The following is a 21,706-nucleotide window of genomic DNA, read 5'->3' on the forward strand; positions in this document are numbered from 1 at the left end:
GGAGCTGGGATGATCGGCCGACGGGTTACAAATTCTCGCGCACCCAGGCGATGTTGCCCATGGTGGTTTCGATGAGCTCGTCTACCGTGGGGAAATCGATCATGGGGCGCAGCCATTCGATGAATTCCACCTCGATGGGCTGACCGTAGATATCCCGGTCGAAATCGAGGATGTGCACTTCGATGTTGGCGGTGGTGCGGTCGGCGAACATAGGGGGGACGCCTGTGGACACGGCGGCCTTGTAGCGGGCGCCCTCCACCATGGCGTAGCAACCGTAGACCCCCGGCCCGATGACGTTCAGCATCGGCGGGATCTCCAAATTCGCCGTGGCGAAGCCGAAGTCGCGGCCGTCGCCCCGGCCCGGGCGCACGATACCGGTCACGCTGTAGGGACGGCCCAAAAGCTCGGCGGCCTCGGCCACGTGGCCCTGTGCCAGCTCCCCGCGGATGCGCGTGGCCGTCACCGGCTCGCCGCCCTCGGCCACCAGGTCGTGGCCGTGCACCTCCATATTGCGCTCGGCACCCCATGCCCGCAAATCGGCCACGTTGCCCGAGGCGCGGTCTCCGAAACGGAAATCGTGGCCGATGTGGATGTGGCGGGGAGCGCCGCCCCCGAAGCACGCTTCCAGAAAATCGGCCGGCGCCTGGGCCGCGAACTCGCGGGAGAACGGCAGCAGCACCACCGCATCCACATCCAGCTCGGCGAGCTTGGCGATGCGGGCCTCGTTGGTCATGAGCTTCTTCAGCCCGCCGGGGGCGAACACCTCGTCCGGATCGATGTTGAAGGTGATGACGGCGCTTCGGGCCGCCTCCTCTCGCGCCGAGGCCACGGCCTCGCCGATGATGAAGCGATGCCCCTCGTGCACGCCGTCGAACACGCCGAAAGCCACGGAGGCTCCGGCGAGGAAGGCCTCGTCGTAGGCAGGATCGTTCCTAGAGATCACTATGGCCACGGATGACTCCTATCGGAAAGACGCAGCGCGGCGCCAGGCGGCGGCGATCGGCGTCGTATGCGTACAGGGCGATGACCCGGTTATCGTACACCAAGGCGATGGTCTCGTCACGGGTCAAGGGCTCGCAGCTCTCGCGCACCCCAGCCGTGCAGGCGCACAGCTCTGAAGCGGCATCGGCGCAGCGGCGCTCGCAGATCGTGAGCCCGGCAGCGGCCACAGCGTTGCCGTTGCGCACCTTGGCGGCCAGCTCGTCGCCCACATAGGCGAAGCGGCAACCGAGGGCCCGCAGCGGGTCGAGGGCCGCCCGCAGGCCGATATCCTCCAGCGTCTCCAAGCTCACGCACTCGTCCAGGACGATGGCCCCCACGGCCGTGCGGCGCAGGGCCCCCACGTGGGCCGGGCAGCCGAGGGCATTGCCCGCATCGCGGGCGAGCGAGCGGATATAGGTGCCCGCCGACACGGTGAAGGCCACGTCCCAGCGGGGCGCCTCGGTGCCGTCGGCCCCCCAGATGCCGAGCAGCTCGGCGGTAAACACCTCGATGTCGCGAGGCGTCAGATCGATGATGCGGCCGCGGCGTGCCTCGTCGCAGGCCTTCTTGCCGCCTACCTTGATGGCGGAGTACACCGGGGGCAGTTGCTTGGACTTCCCTACCAAGCTGGCCACGAAGGTGGTAGCGAAGAAGGGGTCGAACACCTCTTCGGGCACCTCGCCGGTGCGGATGACCTCGCCGGCGGCATCGTCGGTATCGGTAGCGGCGCCGAAGACGATGGACACCACGTAGGACTTCTCGTGACCCACGAGGTAGTGGTCCAGGCGCGTGGCCGGCCCGATGCACACGGGAAGCACGCCCGAGGCCAGCGGGTCCAGGGTGCCGGTGTGCCCCACCCGGTGCTCGCCGAAGATGCGGCGCACGCGGTTCACCACGTCGTGGGACGTAAGCCCCGAGGGCTTGTCCACGGCCACCATGAGGGACAGGTCGGTCGTTCCGCGCTTGGCCATCTAGTGCACCCCTTCGCCGGGGCGCACGGGGCATTCGATGCCGAGCCGCTCCGCCAGGGCATCGACGGCCTGGACGAGGGTTCCGGCGAACGTGAAGCCGGCCGCGGCGGTGTGGCCTCCCCCGCCGAAGGCGCGGGCGATGGCGGCCACATCGGCGTCGCCTTTGGCCCGCAGGCTGCCGCGAACCTCGCCGTCGGGCTGCTCCCGCAGCATGCAGGCCACTTCCACACCGTCGATGGCCCGCAGCACGTCCACCATGGGCTCGGCGTCGGCCTTGCACGCGCCGCACGCCTCGAAGTCGGCCTGGGACAGCCATGAGAGGGCCGCCGCTCCGTCGGCCGAGAGGGCCATGTGGTCCACGTTGCGCCCCTCCAAGAGGATAGAGGCGAGCGAGCGGCTCTGGTAGATGCGGCGGGAGATGACCGCGGGCTCGGCGCCGGCGGCCACCATCTCGGCAGCAGCGGCGAAGGCGGCCGCGTCGGCGTTCTGATACTGGAAGCGACCCGTGTCGGTCATGAGCCCGGTGTAGCAACAGGTGGCGACGATGCGGTCGCGCTCGGCGCCCAGAACCGCCGCGAGCTCCCAGACGAGCATAGTCGTGGAAGCGACGTCCGGGTCGGTGTAGCTGAGCGCGCTCATGGCCTCGGGCACCGCGTGGTGGTCTACCGTCACCGTGAGATCGGCGGCCGCCTGCAGCCGCGCCGCATCGCCCACGCGCTCGGTCGTGGGCACGTCCACCGCCACGAACACCTCGCAGGGGCCCTCGTAGCGGGCAGCAGGCACCAGCCCGTCGAAGCCGGGCAGGAAGGCCAGGTCGCGCGGCGGCTCCTCGTCGCGGGCGAGCACGCAGGCGCACTGCTTGCCCGCCTGACGCAGAGCGGCGGCCAGGGCCAGCTGCGAGCCGAGGCAGTCGCCGTCGGGGCTCACATGGCCGCAGATCACAAAATGGTCCCGCTCTCGCAGGGCGCAGGCGATGGCGGCCAGGGTGGTGTTGGTCTGGGGAGTTACCGCCATCGGTCTAGAACTCCCGATCCTCGCCGATGGTCTCCTCCACGATGCGCTGCTGCTGGTGCTCGCGCTCAGAGGCCAGGGCGGCGCCGATGGCCTCGGCCTGGTCCACCGACTTGTCGCGATGGAAGCGCAGCTCCGGCGCCACGCGCCAGGACAGCTTCTTGGCCATGAGCGAGCGGATATGCCCGGCGGCCTGCTCGAAGGCGGCCTGCACGTCGGCATAGCGCTCGGGATCGGTGGTGTAGTACACGTTGCAGGCCGAGCGGTCGTAGCTCACCTCGCAGCCGGTAATGGTCACCAGATGCAGCCGCGGATCGGACACATCGAACAGCAGAATGGAGGCGATCACCTCGCGGGCCTGCTCGTTCACCTTGCGATTGGAAGCGCTCTGTTTCATAACGCCATCTCCTTAAGTAGTGGCGGACAGATAGTTCTAGTATAGACAAAGGCTTTCCCGAGCCTTGTCGACTCGGGAAAGCCGCAATGAACTGTAAGATTTGCCTACTCGGTGCGCTCGACTTCCTTGGCCTGATAACCCTCGATGGTGTCGCCCACCTTGAGGTCCTGGAACTTCTCGATGCCGATACCGCACTCGTAACCTTGCTTCACGCTCTTCACGTCGTCCTTAAAGCGGCGCAAGCTGGCCATGTGGCCCTCGAAGATGACCGTGCCGTCGCGCACGATGCGCACCTTGTCGTCGCGGTTGATCTCGCCCTCGATGATGTAGCAGCCGGCGATGGTGCCCACCTTCGGCACCTTGAAGGTGTCGCGGACCTCGGCGATGCCGGTGTCCACCTCCACGATGTCGGGCGAGAGCAGGCCCACGCGGGCCGCGTTGATGTCCTCGATAGCCTGGTAGATGACGCGGTACAGGCGGATGTCCACTTTCTCCTTCTCGGCCTGGACGCGGGACTTGCCCGTCGGGCGCACGTTGAAGCCGATGATGATGGCGTCGGAGGCGGCGGCCAGGGTGACGTCGGTCTCGGTGATGCCGCCCACGGCCGAGTGCACGATGTTGATGCGCACCTCGGACTGGTCCATCTTGTCGAAGGCGTCGCGCAGAGCCTCGATGGAGCCTTGGACGTCGGCCTTCACGATGAGGTTCAGGTCGGTGGTCTTGCCATCCTCGATGCGGCTGAACAGGTCGTCCAGGCTCATGTGGCTCTTGGTCTCCTGGGCGGCCAGGCGGGCGCGCAGGGCACGCTCCTCGGCCAGCTTGCGGGCATCGCGCTCGTCCTCGAACACACGGAACTCGTCGCCGGCGGTGGGCACCGAGTTCAGGCCCAAGATCTCCACCGGGTCGGCGGGGCAGGCCTCGCCCACGTGCTCGCCGCGGGGGTTCACCAAAGCGCGCACGCGGCCGTAGCTCGTGCCGGCCACTACCACATCTCCCGTGTGCAGGGTGCCGCGCTGGATGAGCACCGTGGCCACAGGACCGCGGCCCTTGTCCAGATTCGCCTCGATGACGAAGCCGGAGGCCTCCGCGTCGGGGTTGGCCTTCAACTCCAGCACGTCGGCCTGGAGGATGATGGTCTCCAGCAAATCGTCGATGTGCAGCTTCTTCTTGGCCGACACCTCCACGAACATGTTGGAGCCGCCCCACTCCTCGGGGATGACGCCGTACTCGGTGAGCTCCTGGCGCACGCGGTCGGGGTTGGCGCCGGGCTTGTCGATCTTGTTCACGGCCACCACGATGGGCACCTCGGCGGCCTTGGCGTGGTTGATGGCCTCGATGGTCTGCGGCATCACGCCGTCGTCGGCGGCCACGACGAGCACGATGACGTCGGTGACCTGGGCGCCGCGGGCGCGCATGGCGGTAAAGGCCTCATGGCCCGGGGTGTCGATGAAGGTGATCTGGCGGTCGCCGATGTTCACCACGGAAGCGCCGATGTGCTGGGTGATGCCGCCGGCCTCGCTGGCCACCACGCCGGTGTCGCGGATGGCGTCCAGCAGCGAGGTCTTGCCGTGGTCGACGTGTCCCATGACGGTGACCACCGGCGGGCGCGGCTTCAGGTCGGCCTCGGAGTCGTTGTACACCACGGCGTACTCCTCCTCCGGCGACACGACGCGCACCTTGCGGCCCATGTCGTCGGCGATGAGCTCCATGGTCTCGTCGTTCATGGACTGGGTGAGCGTGAGCACCTGGCCCAGCATGAACAGGCGCTTGATGACGTCGTTGGGCTGCACGCCCAGAAGCTCGGCGAACTTGGCCACGGTCGCGCCCTGGGGAATCTCTACCACGGAGTCGTCCAGCACCAGCGTCGGGTCCAGGCCCCGCTCGATGGCCTCGGCCTCGGCGCGCTCGCGGGCCTCGGCCTCGCGCTTCTCCTTGCGCTTCTTGCGGCGCCCCTCCCCCTCGTGGGTAGTGGCGGCGGCCACGGCGGCGCGAGCCTCGGCGAGCACCTTGTCGCGCTGGAGCTTCTCAGCCTGGACGGCCATCTGGGCGTAGCGGTCCTCGGGCGCGGCCTGCTGGGCCTCCAGCTCGGGCACCACCTGATGCCCCGAGCCCTTCTTGCCCTTCTTGCCGGCACCGCGGCCAGAGCGACGGGCCTCGGCCTCGGCGCTCTTCTGGGCCTCCATGCGCTGCTTCTCGGCCTCGATCTGCGACAGCAGCGAGTCGAAGTTGGCCTTGCGGACCGTCGGCGCGGGTGCCGGGGCCGGAGCGTGCTTGGGAGCCTCGGGCGCGGCGGCCTTGGCGGACTTCTTGTGGCCGCGGCGAAGTGCCTCCTCCACGGCGCGCTTCTTGGCCACCTCGGCGGCGGCCTTCTCGGCCCGGGCCCGGGCGCGGGCCTCCTCGCGCTCGCGCTCCACGCGCTCCTTCTCGGAGGCGATCTGCTGCTCGAGGCTCGCGAAGGACGAGTTCGTCACCGGCGCCTTGCGCACAGTGCGGCCCTCTCCCTCGCGCGCCGGCTCATCGGCCCGGGCGCTCTCGCGCTGGGCGCGGGCGGCCTCGCGCTCGGCGAGCTCCTTCTCGCGAGCGGCCTTGCGGGCGGCCTCCTCCTCGGCGCGCTGGCGCTCGGCCTCTTCCTTCTCGGCCGCCAGCGCCGCCTCCTCCTCAGCCGCCAGGGCGCCGGCGCGGGCGCGGATCTCCGGCTCGAGGTTCTTGCGGATCTTATCGACGTAGGCCTCGTTGAGCATGCTCGCGTGGGACTTCGCCGGGATCTTCATCTCTTTCAGGCGGTCGAGCAGATCCCCGCTCGACATATCGAATTCTTTCGCCAACTCATGTACTCGCATGCTGGCCATATATCACTCCTCGTTTCTTCCCGGTGCCTCGACGAGAGCTATCTCGCGAGCGAGCCGCTCGTAATCTTGGTCGGTCACCTTGCAGCGCAGGGCGCGCTCAAGTTTCCTGGTCTTCTTTGCCGCCGCAAGGCAGGCTCCCGTGCAGACGTAGGCGCCCCGACCGGCCGCACGGCCCGTCGGATCGAAGGCCGCTGCGCCCTCGGCCGTGCGCACGATGCGGTGAAAGGCCCCCTTCTGCTGGGTGGCCCCGCAGGCGATGCAGGTGCGCTGGCGCTTGTTCGTCTGAATGGGCATCGGTGCGATTCTTCCCGCTTCCTCGTCCTACTCGGCTTCCTCGTCGGCATGCACGCCGCAGTACTGGCTGCCCGGACGGGCATGGTTGCGGCAGCGCGCGCCGTCCTCGCCGACGAAGATGCAGAAGTCGTCGTCTTCCTCCACCTCGTCGATGAGCTCGTCGCTGACAAGGGAGCTTCCCTGGTAGCTTACCGGCTTGATGTCGATGTGCCAGCCGGTGAGGCGGGCGGCCAGACGCGCGTTCTGACCCTCCTTGCCAATGGCCAGGGACAGCTGGTCGTCGGGAACGACGACCGTGGCGTAGTTGTTATCCTCGTCGATGGTGACATGGTTCACCTTCGCCGGAGACAGCGCATTGGCCACGTACACAGCCGCGTCGGGGCTCCACTGGATGACGTCGACGCGCTCGTTGCGCAGCTCTTCCACCACCATGCGCACGCGGGAGCCCTTCGGGCCCACGCAGGCGCCCACCGGATCCAGGTTCGCCTCGCGCGAGAACACGGCCACCTTGGAACGGGCGCCGGGCTCGCGGGCCACCGACTTCACTTCCACGACGCCCTCGTAGATCTCGGGCACCTCGATCTCGAAGAGGCGGCGGATGAGGTCGGGGTGGGTGCGGGAGACCACGATGGACGGGCGCGCCTGCTCGCCGCGGGCGCGGGGGCTGTCGGCGTTGGGATCGCGCACCTCGATGATGAGCACCTTCAGGCGCTGGTTGTGGCGGTAGTGCTCGTTGGCCGGGCGCTCGTTGCGCTCGCCGGGGTTGCGCTTGGCGTCGTAGTGGGGCAGCTCGGCCTCCACGCCATCGCGGATCTTGATGATGGTGAAGTCCGGCGTGCCCTGCAGCACGGTGCCGGTCACCAGATCGCCCACGCGGTTGCGGAACTCGTCGTAGATGGACTGGCGACCCGCCTCGCGCACCAGCGACGAGATGACGCCCTTGGCGTTCTGGGCGGCGATGCGGCTCACATCGGCCGGGGTCACGTCGCGCTCCTCGAACTCGCTGTACTCGCCGGTCTCCTCATCGGGCTCGCCCACGGGCACGAGCTCGTAGACGTAGATCTTGCCGGTCTGGCGGTCGATGGTCACGCGCGCGTCCCACTCCAGGTCGAGAATGCGCTCGTAGCTCTTGGCGAGCGACTGCTCCAAGCGCTCGATGAGGTAGAACTCGTCGATCTTGCGCTCATGGGCCAGCGCCTGCAATGCCTCGATCAACTCTGAACTTGCCACTTTCTCTGTCTTCCTTTCCCTAAGAGCTGAAATCAACGGAGCCCTTGAGCCGGGCTCGTTTGATCTGGTCGTGCGGAATGGCCACGGTCTCGCCCTCCACGATGAGGCGCACGGCCCCGTCGGAGAAGCCGGCCAGCTCGCCGGTGAACGAGCTGCGCCCCTCGATGGGCCCGCGGGTCTTCACGTTGGCGGTCTGCCCCGCAAAGCGGTTGAAGTGCTCGGCCGTGCGCAGGGGCCGGTCGATGCCCGGGGAGGACACCTCCAGCATGTAGGCGCCGGGAAACGGGTCCAGCTCGTCCATGAGATCGCCGATCCACGACTGGGTGCGGGCCAGCTCGTCGAAACTCACGCCGCCCTCCGCGTCGATGTACACGCGGATGGTGGGGGCCTTCTTCGACCCCACGATCTCCACGGTGACGATCTCGACGCCCTCGGAGGCAGCGCGCGGCTCCATGGCATCCAAGAGCATCTGCTCCTTACCGGTCAGCATGGGGCCTCCTTTCGCCTTCCGTTGCCTCTGCTGTCGGCTTCCGCGCCGGCCGTTTGGGGCCTAACAACAAAAGAAAGCGGGACATGCCCACTTTCTCGAACGCGAAAGTATGTCTGCGCGGCTCTTTGCGCAGTGTGCATTGTTTATACCACACCGGGCCAACCTTGGCCAGTATCGCCCGCAATTTCCCCATCCAAGGCCCAAAACTGCCGCCAGCGGGTGCAAGGCGGAAGGTGGCAGAGCGGCGGCCGCGAGCGCAGCGGACGGCGCAGCGCGGAGGGACGTCCCGAGACCGGGCGCCACCGTGGCAGCTGGCCGCGGGCGCAATACTATATATAGTAGCGGAGCCGTCCCGCCCTTGGCAGGGAGGCCGCTCCTCTTGGGATGACGGCTTTTTCTTGCGATGAGGTGGCCGAAGGTGTACACTCGGCCACAGTATGCTGACAGATCGGCAACGCTTCGTGTATCCAAGTGCGGGCGGGGCTGTGCTCACCGAGAGAAGGAGCAGAACATGAAGGCGAATCCGAAGGGGCGTTTGCTGCGAGGAGCCCTCGCGGCCGTGCTTGCCTGGGGTCTGATGATGCCCACGGCGGCCCTGGCCGCGGGCAGCGAGAACAGCGAGACCCCCCATGACGCGGTAACTGAATTCTCCGAGGCTCCCCGCGAGGCCATCGTCCCCGACGGGAGCCCGGACGACCCGTCGGCCGCGGCCGACGGCTCCCCCTCCCCCGCTCTCGCCACCCCCGCGAGCGCCCTTCCCGCCGCTGATGCGGCCCCGACAGCCGACTCGACCGATCGCCACCAGTTCGGTATCACCGTCACCGGCGGCACTCCCGGCGTCGACTTCGAGTTCGAGGAAGTGGACTACGTCAGGCACGCCTTCGAGGGTTCGGGAACCCGTTCCGACAAGCTGCACAAACTCGTCATCAAGGGAACAGCCGAACTCACCCTGACCACCGACGGCTTCCCTACCGCCACGCAGAACGTCACCATCTGGGTGAACCCGGGCGTGCAGGCGAACATCACGTTGGACAACGTGAACATCGACTCTCCCATCCCCGTGCACATCGAGCGCAACCGCAACGACGACGGCACCACTGCCGAGCCCAAGACGCGGCTTCATATCACCCTTGCCGAGAATTCCGACAACACCATTACGGCCACCGATGGTCAGCGCGGCGCGGGCATCCACTGCGGCGAGGGCACCGAACTGGTCATCGACGACCACATCCCCAACGTCACCACTGCCGGCGAGCCCATCAAGATGGAGCCCGCCAACTATCCGGGCAAGATTCCCGCCGGCACCACCTTCATCGGCAACGACGGCGTGACCCGCACCGCCGGCACCGAAGATGGCGACGACCGCCTGTCCCTGCTCGAGAACGCCAACCGCAACCCCGACGGCTCCCTCACCACGGGCAAGCTCACCGTGACGGGCAATACCCTGGAAGCCGCCATCGGCAGCGTGCAGTACGAGGATGCCGGCGATATGACCTTCAACGGCGGCATCATCACCACCCATGCCCGCGGAGCCGGCAACGGCAGCGCCTACACCGCCTCCATCGGCGGCGGCAGCTGCGGAAGCGGCGGCACCATGACCTTCAACGGCGGCGTCATCGAGAGCTGGACCTCCTACCACGGCGCCTCCATCGGCGGTGGCGGATGGGCCGTATGCGCCAAGTCGGGGGCCTACCATTTCGAGGACACCCTGCCCAACAAACTCGTCTACACGAGCCAGGGAAGCCCCGACACCGTCGCCCCCGAAAGCAAAACCTGGGCCGGCGACATCTACATCAACGGCGGCGTGCTGAAGCCCCACTCCGACAAGCACGGCAACGCCATCGGCCAGGGTTGCTGCTCCTGGAACGAGGGGCACGAAATCGTCATCGCCGGCGGCACGGTGCTCCCCGACACGAGCAGGGCAGAGGCTGATAAAACCAATCCAAAGCCCCTCACCTCCTGCGTCTCCATGGCCATCGGTGCCCAGGGCGGGGCCGTCAGCGTCATCGGCGGCTCCGTGCGCATCGGCGATGTCAACGGCAGCAAGGAGCTGTTCCAGGCCTTCATCAACGGCGACCACAGCTACGACTCCGCCTTTGGTGTGTGGCCTGTGGACACCAACCGCACGGACAATCCGGCCGTGTCCATGATCGCCATCGACCTGTCCGCCGAGGTCATCAAGAAGGACGAGGCCGGCAAACCCATCACCGACGGCAACAACGCCATCATCGACTGGGAGCTCACCGTGGCGGGCGAGCCCTACGAGTACGGCGCGCCCGCCCAGTTCACCGACGGCAAGCTGTACCTGTGGCTGCCGCCCGCGGCCACCGAGAAGCAGGTGTCGGTCACCTTGTCCTACCTGGACGAGAACGGCAAGGTGCAGAAAGTAAACCCCCTGTTCCGCAACCCCGGCGAGGGCGACATCCTGAAGCGCTACGTCGACTTCGAGCTGCCCGCCCAGTACACCGACAAGCTGACGAAGTACTATGACGGCACCCCCTTCGCCGCCTACGACCTGGACGATAAGGACAACTGGATCACCACCGACGAGGAGCTCCCGAAGGTGCTGAACATGAAGAGCGCCGTCTCCTACAAGTACCAGCGCTTCACCAAGCGCCCCGCCTTCGAGGGCGACGAGAGCTCCCAGGCCATCGGCCCGGAGGTGAGCACCGGCAACGACATGCCCTCGGATGTGGGCACCATGAAGTTCACGATGATCTCCACCCAGTATTCCAATTCCGACGACCCCGCCCTGGCCGGCTTCCGCGAAAGCTACTGGGGGCATCGTGCCATCGGCTGGTGCGACATCATGCCCATCGGCTCGAAGGTGTCCCTCATCAACGCCGAGTGGGTCGACGACAAGGCCCCCGGCACCGAGCACCACAACTCCGATCTGGAGCTGGCCCTGCATGCCACCATCGATCGCGCCGACACCCAGCCCGACGGCAAACCCACCCAACCCACGTGCAAGGCCCCTGAGGGCTATGTGCAGCTGTACATGGACGGCAACAAGGTAGGCGACCCCATCGAGATCGTCTTCCCCGAGGCTGCCGCCCCGACCACCCGCGCGGCCCTGACGAGCGCCGTGGCGACCCTGGCAGCCGGCGACGGAGCCGACAGCGGCGACGCCGATGGCGACAAGCCTGCCCCCAATGCCCGCCGCGTCGACAACGGCAAGGGCGGCTCCTATACCGACTTCACCTACACCTTCAAGCCCTCCGACGCCGACTTCCTCGTACCCGATGCCACCACCGACGGCAAGCACGTGGTATCGGTGCAGTACCTCCCCCCCGACCACGAGGACGTGGCCGATCTGGGCAGCACGGCCCCGGCCAACTACCTGGAGAGCGTGAACCCCGCCGACAACCCCGAGGACGCCCCCAAGGCCGAGGTGGCCATCGACCCCATCGACCCGAACCCCACGGTGGACCTGCCCGCCGACCCCGATGCCGATCCAGACAAGTCGCAACCCTCCCTGGACACCGACTACGACAATCCCGAGGCCGACAAGCCCGGCGCCGACCCCGCCAAGCCCGGCGACAAGACCTATCATGGCAATCTGAACCTTATCTACGAGAAGCCCACCCCCGGCGCCGACGAGAACCCCGGGGCCGTGGACATCAAGATCAAGACGCCCTCTTCCGGTGCCATCACCGTCACCACGGCCGACGGCACCATCGTTGAGGCCGAGGTCGTGACCGACGAGAACGGCAACCCCGTGCGCGACGACGACGGCAATATCACCGTGCGGGTGAACCCCGAGGGCGTGGGCAAGACCGAGCTCGTCATCAAGCAGGAGCCCAACGGTGCCTACACGGGCACCACCTTCGAGTACGACGTGACCGTGAAGGCTGACCCCTCCATCGCCCCGGCCCCGGCCGTGACCAAGGTGGCCGAGAACCTCACCCATCCGAACGGCCCCACCCAGCCCGGCGATCGCATCCGCTACACCGTCACCGCATCGAACAGCGCCGCCGGCTCCGCTTGGAACAACGTGGTGGTCACCGACGATCTGCCCGCCTGCCTCGATCTGGTAGAGGACACCGTGTTCCTGAAGAATGCCGCCGACGGCTTCAACAAGAAGCTCTCCGCCGCCACGGGCACCCCCAAGCTCGGCGAGTACGGGCTCGGCACAGCGGGTGTCGACGGCAAGCGCACTCTCACCGCCCCCGCCGGCACCGTCTGGGGCGCCGCAAGCGCCGTTCTCACCTTCGAGTGCACGGTCAAGCAGGGCATAACCGGCCGCGACGAGGCGGCAGCGCCCCTGGCCAACACCGCCGAGGCGGAGGGCACCCGCGACCACCCCACCGACCCCAAGGGCGACCAGCAGCCGGTGGATCCTGTGGAATCGAAGCCGGCCGTGCCCGAGGGCGGCGACACCGTGGCCCCGGCCGATCCGGCCGAGGGGGCTCTTGCCCTGAGCAAGGCCGTGGAGAACACGACGAGCCCCGACGCCAAGGTCACGCGTCTCGGCGACGTGCTTCGCTACACCATTACCGTGAAGAACACCGGAGATGCGGGCAGCTGCCTTGTGAACGCCGTCATCTCCGACCCGCTACCCACGGGCCTGGAGCCGGTGCCCAACAGCTGGCGGCTGACGCTGCCCGGCGCCGATAAACCCGTCGAGCTGACGGATGACCTCTACGACAGCGCGTCTCGCACTGTGGCCGTCTTCGCCGGCAACCTCTGGGGCGGCGAGGAGGCCACCCTCACCTTTGAGTGCACCGTGACCGACGAGGCCCTGGGCGCCGACATTGCCAACGTGGCCGCTCTCACGGGCACCGTGCCATCCCAGACGCCCGATGTGGACGTGAGCGATGAAACGCCGGGCGCACCCGCACCCGCACCCAAACCTGACGATCCCGCACAAGCAGAGAACCCGCCGGTAGAGCCCCCCGTAGTCATCCCCAACGACCCGGCCGACGGCGACGTGAGGGTGGCCAAGACCGCCGAGAACGCCACGAGCGCCGACGGCAAGACCCGGGTGGGCGACACCGTGCGCTACCGCATCGTGCTTGCGAACGACGGCCCGGGCACCGGCTGGATGGACGCCGTGATACGCGACGACGTGCCCCGCGGCCTGGAGCCGGTGAGCGAGAGCATCCAGATGACCCTGGCCGACGGCACGGTCGTCCCCGTTTCCGACGAGGCCTACGACGAGAAGACGCGGCGGCTGTCCGTGTCGGCCGGGCGCCTCTACGGGGGCCAGGAGATCGCGCTCGCGTTCGACGCCCTCGTCACCGAGGAGGCCGTGGGGGCCGACATCGGCAACGTGGCCCAGGCCCTGGGCACGCTGCCCTCCCAGTGGGACCCCGACGCCGACGGGGGCTTCCCCGCCGCCGGCGAGCCCTTCGACCCGCCCGCGGACTGGGAGGCCTTCGACCGCGCGAGCGAGCGCGTCGAGTCCGCGGCCGTCTACCCGCCCGGCACCAATGAGAAGGGCGGCGTGATCCCGGCCGAGGGCGGGCCCGGCGAGGGCACCACCATCCGCGCCAAGCGCCTCGCCCAGACCGGCGACGAGCTGGCGGCCGGCTTCGCCCTGGGGGCCGGGGCGGCCCTCGCGGCGGGCACCGCCCTCCTCCTCGCCCGCCGACGCCTGCGCCGCGCCCGCTAAACGACCCCTCGGGGCTTCTGCCATTCCCCCAACCGGCGGGAGCCCCTCGACATACCAAGGAGATGCACCATGACGAGAAGAGCCCTAAGACCCCTGCGAGCGGCCCTGGCTGCCGTGCTCGCCTGCGGCCTCATGCTTCCCACGGGCGCCCTGGCCGCCGAGGCCAGGGCTGGCGAAGCCGCCTCCGCGGCAGCAATCTCCCTGGCCGATGCCACCACCGCCTTCGCAACCGGCGGAGAAGGCACCGCAGTCATCGCCTCTGAAGAAGGACCTACGGCTTTCCCGCTCGACGCGACAGCGCAAGCGGCGGTCGCTCCAGGAGCCGGTTCGTTCACCATCGCCGACTTCACCATCTGGGGAGTGGACGGCGACACGGTGACCGCCGGCGACTTCGCCTACGACGAGGCAGCGAAGACCCTCACCGTTAACACGGATAAGCACTTCGCCATCCGAAACTCCGACCAGATCGCCGACGCCCAGGGCTGGCCGGCGGCGAAATCAGCGGTGGGCATCCTTATCCCTGCCGAACGTGACGCGCACATCACCTTGGCCGGCATCGGCATTCTGGGGAAGGCGCCCCTCGACTTGGAAACAGGAGCCTCCTGCTCTCTGGTGCTCGCCGACGGAACGAAAAACATCTTCCAGGCCAATTATCCCAGCGGCGATGCCACCACCGACAATCGCGCCGTGCTTCATTGCGGCACTGGATCGTCCCTCTCCATCGATGACGCCGTGGCCAATCGCACGGACAAGGGCACGCTCATAACTCCCGTCGACGGCCTCATGCCGAAGAATCCCGATCTCGACCCCGACGACCCCGCTGCCCTCGAGCCCTATCATCTTGAGAACGGCACGGAGGTGCAGGTGGGCGATCCGCTCACGAAGATGGACGGCGCCAATCCCGGCGAGCTGCACGCCGAGCACGTCGGCAACGGCATGGGGGCGGCCATCGGCTCGCCCTATGGCGAAGCAGGCGGCAACATCACCATCAACGGCGGCATCATCACCGCCATCGGAGGCCGCAACGACCGATCGGGTTCGGGCACCCACGACTGGGCGGCGGGCATAGGGTCGGCCGGCCCGGAAGGCGCCGACGGCACCGGTCCCGACGAGTGGATCACCATTAACGGAGGCCGCGTTGCCGCACAGGGCGCCTACCACGGCCCCGGCATCGGAGGCGGCCCCGTGCAAGCGAAGACCGGGAACATCCGTATCAACGGGGGCTACGTCATCTCGAATGGCGGCGACCACGGCCGCGGCTTCGGCACCGGCTGCGACGGCGGCAACAGCTCAGAATACGAGATTATCCTCACGGGCGGCACGCTGTTGCCCACCGGAGGCCGCGCCTACAAGCCCGCCGACATCGGAGCGCCGGGCGCCAAGGTGACCATAACCGGCGGCTCTATCGGCAACAGCCTGGGGGCGGGCTCCTTCATCTTCGACGGCACCGCCACCAACGACCAGGGCGAACCCATCAAGATGGTGGAGATCGACCTCACGAGCGATGTGGGCGCCGAAACCTACGCGCTCACCGATTGGCAGCTGAAGGTAGACGGCAAAGAGTACGACTACGGCGCCCCGGCCGAGTTCGACAAGGGACACCTGTACCTGTGGCTGCCCGAGCAGGTCATCCAAAACAGCGAGATCACCGTCGACTTCACCTACCTGAATACCGACAAGCTGGACGAGAACGGCAAGCCCACCGAGATCACTCCTCTCCCCCTCTTCCGGCCGCCCGGAACCGGCACCGACGGCAAGCTGCGCCGCTACGCCGACTTCGAGTTGCCCCCGGAGTACCTGGACAAGTTGAGAAAGTACTACGACGGCACGGAGTTCGAGGCCTACACCATCAGTGCCACCCACACGCTGCCCACCCTGGAGGAGATCGGCAAGGACCCGGACACGGGCGAGCCGATCTACCGCGAGCTCACCAACGGCGACGCCGTCACCTACAAGTACCAGCTGTTCGACCGCCTGCCCGGCGGCGACACGGAGCCCCAGGCCATCGGACCCGAAGTGGACAGCGACAAGGACATGCCCACGGACGCGGGCATCATGAAGTTCACCATGACCTCCACGGAATTCTCGAACACCGAGGGCTTCAAGGAGAGCTACTGGGGCCACCGCGCCACGGGCTGGTGCGTCATCGAGCCCACGAACTCCGCCGTGGCCCTCGTTGAGGCCCAATGGGTGGAAGACTCGGCCCCCGGCGAAGAGCACCACGACTCCGACAAGGAGCTTCAGGTAAACGCCCGCATCAGCCGCGCCAAGACCGACCCGGTCGGCGTGGCCACCAAGCCCACCTGCGCCGCACCGGAGGGCTACGTGCAGCTGTTCGTGGACGGCGAGGCTGTGGGAGAGCCCATCGAGATCCTCTTCGAGGACAAACCCGTCACCACCCGGGCCGCCACCGAGGCCGGCAAGAAGAACGCCGAGCGCAAGGGCGACGACACCACGGGCCATTACACCGATTTCACCTACGTGTTCAAGCCCTCCGACGCCGACTTCCTCGTACCGGACGCCACCGGCGACGGCAAGCACGAGGTGTCGGTGCAGTACCTGCCGCCGAAGAGCGGCGACACGGCCCCGGCCAACTACCGGGAGAGCGTGAACCCCGCTGACGACCCGGAGAGCGCCCCGAGCGATACTGTGGCCATCAACCCCATCGACCCGAAGCCGTCGATCACCCCCGACGATCCCTCCAACCCCGCCGGTACCGAGATCGAGGTGAATCCCGACCCGAAGCCCGCCGACCCCTCCAAGCCGAGCACCACCGTGTACACCGGCACCATCGAGGCTATCTACCAGGAGCACGGCGAGGACGAGCCGAACCCCGGCCGCGTGACCCTGAAGCTGGATACCCCCTCTTCCGGCCCCATCACCGTGACCACTGAGGACGGGCGCATCATCACCGCCGATGTCGTGCGGGACGACGAGGGCAACCCCGTGCGCGATGCCGATGGGAAGATCACCCTGGTCGTCGATCCCGAGGCCATCGGCAACACGAAGCTCACGGTAAGCCAGGCCCCCAACGGCGCCTACACCGGCACCGTGTTCGAGTTCGACGTGACCGTGAAGCCGAACCCGAAAATCGCGCCGGAGCCCCAGCTGGCCAAGACCGCCAAGAATCTCACGCACCCAGACGGTCCCACCCAGCCCGGCGACCGCATCCGCTACGTCGTGAAGGCCGCGAACAGCGCCGTGGGCTCTGCCTGGAACGACGTGGTGCTGGTCGATCCCCTGCCGAGCTGCCTGGAATTGGACGGGGGCACCGTGCACCTGACCAATCCCTCGCAGGGCTTCAACAAGGAGCTCGCGAGCGCCACCGGCGCCCCGAAGCTCGGCGAGTACAAGCTGGAAGCCGCCGGGGCGGACGGCAAGCGCACTCTTACGGTACCCGTCGGCGCGGTCTACGGCGAAGGCGAGGCGACCCTCACCTTCGAGTGCACCGTCAGAACCGATGCTGCCGGGCGCGACATCGCCTCTGACCTCGCGAACATCGCCAGCGCCACAGGCACGCGCCCCGACCCGGACAAGCCGAGCCAGGAGCTGCCCGAGAACCCCGGTCCCTCCGATCCGGCGCTGCCGGCCGGACCGGCCACGGTGGCGCCGTCCGACCCCTCCACCACGCTGTCCAAGACGGTGGAGAACGTCGCGAACCCCGGAGCCAAGGTGACGAAGCCCGGCGACGTGCTGCGCTACACCGTGTCTCTCAAGAACACCGGCGCCGCCCACAGCTGCCTGCTGAACGCCGTCATCGCCGACCCGCTGCCGGCGGGCATGGAGCCGGTGGCGAAGTCGCTCAAGCTCGTCCTGTCCGACGGCCGCGAGATCGCCGTGGACGACAGCGCCTACGACAGGGCATCCCGCACCATCGCGGTGGCCGCGGGCGATCTGTGGGGCGGCGAGGAGGCACGGCTCACCTTCGAGGTGACCGTCGGTGCCGACGCCCTGGGCGCCGACAATGCCAACGTGGCCTTCGCCCATGGCACCGTGCCCTCGATCGGGCCCGACAGCGTGCCCGCCAATCCCGATCCGGGAAAGCCGACCACACCCCCGGCCGGGGAGCCGACGGAGGGCACTGAGCCGGTAGAGCCGCCCGTCCTCGTGGGCACCGATCCCGCCGAAGGCGACATCACCCTGGCCAAGGAGGCCGAGAATACCACCCGCAGCGACGGGAAAACCTATGTGGGCGACATCGTGCGCTACACCGTGACGCTCAAAAACGACGGCCCGGCCACCAGCTGGATGGACGCCGTCATCCGCGACGACGTGCCCGCGGGCTTAGAGCCGGTGAGCGAGAGCATCCAGATGACTCTGGCCGACGGCACGGTCGTCCCCGTTTCCGACGAGGCCTACGACGACAAGACCCGCATCCTGGCCGTGGCCGCGGGGCACCTCTACGGCGGGCAGGCGGTCACGCTCGTCTTCGACGCGCTGGTGACCGAAAAGGCCCTGGGGGCCGACATCGGCAACACGGCCCAGGCCCTGGGCGTACCGCCCTCAGCCTGGGATCCGGACGGGACGCACCCCGAGGCGGGGCAGCCCTTCGACCCGCCGGCGGGCTGGTCGTCCTTCGAGCGCGAGAGCGAGCGCGTGGTAAGCCCCACCGCCTACGCCCCCGGCACCAATGAGAAGGGCGGCGTGATCCCGGCCGAGAACGGGGCGACGCCCGACGAGGGCACCACCATCCGCCTCAAGCGCCTCGCCCAGACCGGCGACGACCTGGCGGCCGGGTTCGCCCTCGGGGCCGGGGCGGCCCTCGCGGCGGGCATCGCCCTCCTCGCCCGCCGGCGCCTGCGCCGCAACCGCTAAGTCCCGGCCCCACCCGGCGCCGGCCCGGGGCGCCGCGCATCCCGGCGCCCCGGGCCGTTTGCTCTGGCAAGTCGGACATCCGTCCCGCACCGCCGCGAAGCCGCCTCCGGGCGGCTTCGTTCTTTTGCCGGCCCTCCGCCGCAACTGCCGTTGAAGCATATTCCGAGAGCCGCTTCGGGCGGCTTCCATCCTGTGCCCTGTAGCACGATGGGACCCGCGTGCAGAGACAATTTCATAACGCACGTTTCAAGATAGGAACACATAATATGCACATGCACAACACTGATCTATTGACATAGGGTTATATCACCGTGACGCCTTAAAGTCTACCCAAGGCATTCGCCTGGGCTCTCGGCGAATTGAAACCACGGCTGGGTCGAGCGGCTTTCCGGATGCTGACAATCCGCAGTGCCGATATAAGGAGGCAACGATCATGACCCGCACATCCGCCCACGTTCCCACAAACGACATCTCCCGCCGCACCTTCTGCAAGGGCGCGGCCGTGCTCGGCATCTGGGGAGGCCTGGCGAGCTTCGGACTTTCCGGTTGCGCACCGCACACCGGCAGCGAGGAGGCAGCTGTCGGCGGTTGGAAGGCAGGTACCTACACCGCCGAGGTGACAGGTCACAACGCCCCTTACACCATGACCGTGACGTTCTCCGACGATGCCATCACCGCCATCGACACCACGGCCAATCAGGAATCCCTCGGCGTGGGCGCCGATGCCCTGAAGGCCCTCTCCGACCAGGTTGTCGAGAACCAGACCATCAACATCGACACCGTGACCGGCGCCACCCTCTCCTCCATGTCGCTTCAGGAGGGCCTGGCCGACTGCGCCGAGCAGGCCGGCGCTCTGGAAGCCCTCCAAGCTGCCGACGCCCCGGCCAAGCCGGCCGTAGAGGCCACCTACGACACCGACGTGTGCGTCGTGGGCGGCGGCGGTGCGGGCCTTGCCTCGGCCATTGCGGCCGTGCAGGCCGGAGCCAACGTCATCGTGCTGGAGAAGTGCGGCATCACTGGCGGCTCCACGAACGTGTCCGAGGGCGCGCTGAACGCCGTGGATCCCGAACGCCAGGGCAAGCAGGGCATCGAGGACTCCATCGAGGTGTTCTACGACACCACCATCAAGGGCGGCCACGAGCAGGGCACACCGGAGCTGGTGCACTACCTGACCGACAACGCTCTCGACTCCGTCCACTGGCTGGAGAGCCTGGGCGTGGAGTTCAAGGACGAGTGCGGCAGCGCCACGGGCTCCCTCGGCGAGCGCAGCCACTACCCGGCCACCCCGTCGGGCAACACCTACATCCGCTCGTTCCAGCAATTCATCGCCGACAACGCCGACAAGATCACCCTGCTCAACGACATGCAGGCCACCGAGCTCATCACCGACGACGCCGGCGCGGTCGTGGGCGTGAGGGCCCTCTACGACGGTACCGACGAGGTGACCGTGAACGCCAAGGCCACGGTCATCGCCACCGGCGGCTTCGGCGCCAATGTGGAGTACCGCCAGTCGGTCAACGACGGCGTGTGGAAGGAAGTCGTGCTGGATGATTCCATCGGCTGCACCAACATCAAGCCCTGCGCCCAGGGCGAGGGCCTGGCGCTCGCCGAAGAGGCCGGCGCCGAGCTCATCGGCCTGTCCGACATCCAACTGCACCCCTGCGGCACCCCGGGCACGGGCCTCATGGAGGACATCCGCACTTCCGGCCGCAACCGCATCTTCGTGAACAAGGAGGGCAAGCGCTTCGTGAACGAGGGCGCCGAGCGCGACGTTTTGTGCAAGAACATCTTCGCCCAGCCCGACGGCACCTACTGGGTAGTCGTGAACACCCTGCGCTACCCCGACCCCGACGAGCCCGACGCCAACGGCGCCACCATCAACAACATGCTGGCCCTGCAGCACATCGTGACCGGCGAGACCGTCGACGAGCTCGCCAAGGCCATGGACGTGGACGCCGTGAACCTGCAGGCCTCCATCGACGCCTACAACGCCGTGGTGGGCGGCGCGGAAGACGAGTTCGGCTTCGTGGCCGACAACACCGCCGACGCCGAGATGGTGGACGGCCCCTGGTACGCCTGCCGCAAGGTGCCCACGGTGCACCACACCATGGGCGGCATCCACGTGAACGTGGAGTCCGAGGCGGTCTCCGCCGACGGCGAGGTCGTCCCCGGCCTGTACGCCGCCGGCGAGGTCACGGGCGGCATCCACGGCTCCAACCGCCTGGGCGGCAACGCCATCGCCGACTGCATGACCTTCGGCCGCAACGCCGGCACCAACGCCGCCGCCTACGCGCTGGCCTAAGTTCGGTCGGATCAGCCTCATTTTCATTCGGGAACACGGAAGGCGCCCCTCGGGGCGCCTTCTGCTCATTGACGGCAGAGACCGCGAAGATCCATACCCCTAGCGCTGCGCCTCCGCCAGCTCGGCGTAGCGGCGGCGCAGGGCCTCGGCCGCAGCAGGGGTGACGAACTGCGACACATCGCCGCCTAGGGACGCGATCTCGCGCACGATGGACGACGACAGGTACATGTGCTGGGGCGTGGACATGATGAACAGCGTCTCCAACTCTTGGTCGAGCTGGTAGTTCAGGGCCGTCATCTGGAACTCGTACTCGAAGTCGGTGATAGCCCGCAGGCCCTTGACGACCGCCTGGGCCCCCATGCGATGGGCGAAATCCACGAGCAGCTCATCGAAGGGCTCCACGGTGACGTTGGGCAGATGCGCCGTGGCCTCCCGGGCCAGGGCCACGCGCTCGTCCAGGGACAGCAGCGGTCGCTTCTTCGCCGATACGGCCACGGCCACCACCACCTCGTCCACCAGCTGGGCGGCCCGCGTGATGACATCGAGGTGCCCCACCGTGATGGGGTCGAAGGTACCGGGGGTGAGCGCACGCTTCACAGCAGCTCCTTTTCTCGGGAGACCATCCCGCCGCAGCGGGTTTTTCGCACGGCCCAGTGTACCTGATTTGCCGGAAGCGCCGACCTCAATCCAGCGAAGAGAGCGATGCGGGCCGGCAGAAAGCCCGCCGGACGAGCCAGAGCCCGCGGCTCTGA

Annotated in this window: 12 protein-coding genes; 3 read left to right on the forward strand and 9 right to left on the reverse strand. The window is 67.9% G+C overall.

The genetic code is table 11. From position 1 onward, the window contains the following. Positions 1-25 precede the first annotated feature (25 nt). From ribF to F8D48_RS03285, 8 genes are all read right to left on the reverse strand, one after another. Positions 26-952, reverse strand: a complete 927-nt coding sequence (gene ribF, locus F8D48_RS03250) for a riboflavin biosynthesis protein RibF (RefSeq protein ID WP_151429939.1) — start codon at positions 950-952, stop codon at positions 26-28. Then, the gene (gene truB / locus F8D48_RS03255) at positions 933-1,952 is read right to left on the reverse strand and encodes a tRNA pseudouridine(55) synthase TruB (protein WP_151429940.1); all 1,020 of its coding nucleotides are present in this window, start codon (positions 1,950-1,952) and stop codon (positions 933-935) included. The genes ribF and truB overlap by 20 nt, the downstream gene beginning before the upstream one ends. After that, a complete protein-coding gene (locus tag F8D48_RS03260; protein WP_151429941.1) occupies positions 1,953-2,966 on the reverse strand; it encodes a DHH family phosphoesterase in 1,014 nt (337 codons plus the stop codon). 4 nt (positions 2,967-2,970) lie between these two features. Next, positions 2,971-3,360 (reverse strand): 30S ribosome-binding factor RbfA, encoded by a 390-nt coding sequence (gene rbfA / locus F8D48_RS03265; RefSeq protein ID WP_151429942.1) that lies wholly within the window; start codon positions 3,358-3,360, stop codon positions 2,971-2,973. A 104-nt stretch (positions 3,361-3,464) separates the two neighbouring features. Continuing rightward, positions 3,465-6,209, reverse strand: coding sequence for a translation initiation factor IF-2 (gene infB / locus F8D48_RS03270; protein ID WP_151429943.1), 2,745 nt, complete (start codon positions 6,207-6,209; stop codon positions 3,465-3,467). Between the two features lie 3 nt (positions 6,210-6,212). Continuing rightward, positions 6,213-6,503, reverse strand: a complete 291-nt coding sequence (gene rnpM / locus F8D48_RS03275) for an RNase P modulator RnpM (protein WP_136432924.1) — start codon at positions 6,501-6,503, stop codon at positions 6,213-6,215. Between the two features lie 27 nt (positions 6,504-6,530). Further along, a complete protein-coding gene (nusA, locus tag F8D48_RS03280) occupies positions 6,531-7,733 on the reverse strand; it encodes a transcription termination factor NusA (RefSeq protein ID WP_151429944.1) in 1,203 nt (400 codons plus the stop codon). 19 nt (positions 7,734-7,752) lie between these two features. After that, on the reverse strand, positions 7,753-8,223 hold the full coding sequence (locus F8D48_RS03285; protein ID WP_135971719.1) for a ribosome maturation factor RimP: 471 nt from the start codon (positions 8,221-8,223) through the stop codon (positions 7,753-7,755). A gap of 511 nt (positions 8,224-8,734) precedes the next feature. Here F8D48_RS03285 and F8D48_RS03290 point away from each other — a divergent pair. The 3 genes from F8D48_RS03290 (at position 8,735) to F8D48_RS03300 (ending at position 20,954) form a co-directional block, all read left to right on the forward strand. Next, a complete protein-coding gene (locus F8D48_RS03290; RefSeq protein ID WP_151429945.1) occupies positions 8,735-13,837 on the forward strand; it encodes a DUF11 domain-containing protein in 5,103 nt (1,700 codons plus the stop codon). Positions 13,838-13,906: 69 nt separating this feature from the next. Then, entirely contained in the window at positions 13,907-18,652 is a 4,746-nt protein-coding gene (locus tag F8D48_RS03295) for a DUF11 domain-containing protein (RefSeq protein ID WP_151429946.1), read from the forward strand. A 433-nt stretch (positions 18,653-19,085) separates the two neighbouring features. Next, positions 19,086-20,954 carry a flavocytochrome c gene (locus F8D48_RS03300; protein ID WP_151429947.1) on the forward strand — a complete coding sequence of 623 codons (1,869 nt, stop codon included), beginning with the start codon at positions 19,086-19,088 and terminating at the stop codon, positions 20,952-20,954. A gap of 99 nt (positions 20,955-21,053) precedes the next feature. On the opposite strand, the gene coaD is transcribed toward F8D48_RS03300, so the two are convergent. Then, complete coding sequence (gene coaD, locus F8D48_RS03305; protein ID WP_151429948.1) at positions 21,054-21,551, reverse strand: pantetheine-phosphate adenylyltransferase; 498 nt, start codon at positions 21,549-21,551, stop codon at positions 21,054-21,056. Between the last annotated feature and the right edge of the window lie 155 nt (positions 21,552-21,706).

This window comes from Adlercreutzia muris, assembly GCF_008831045.1.
GTDB lineage: Bacteria > Actinomycetota > Coriobacteriia > Coriobacteriales > Eggerthellaceae > Adlercreutzia > Adlercreutzia muris.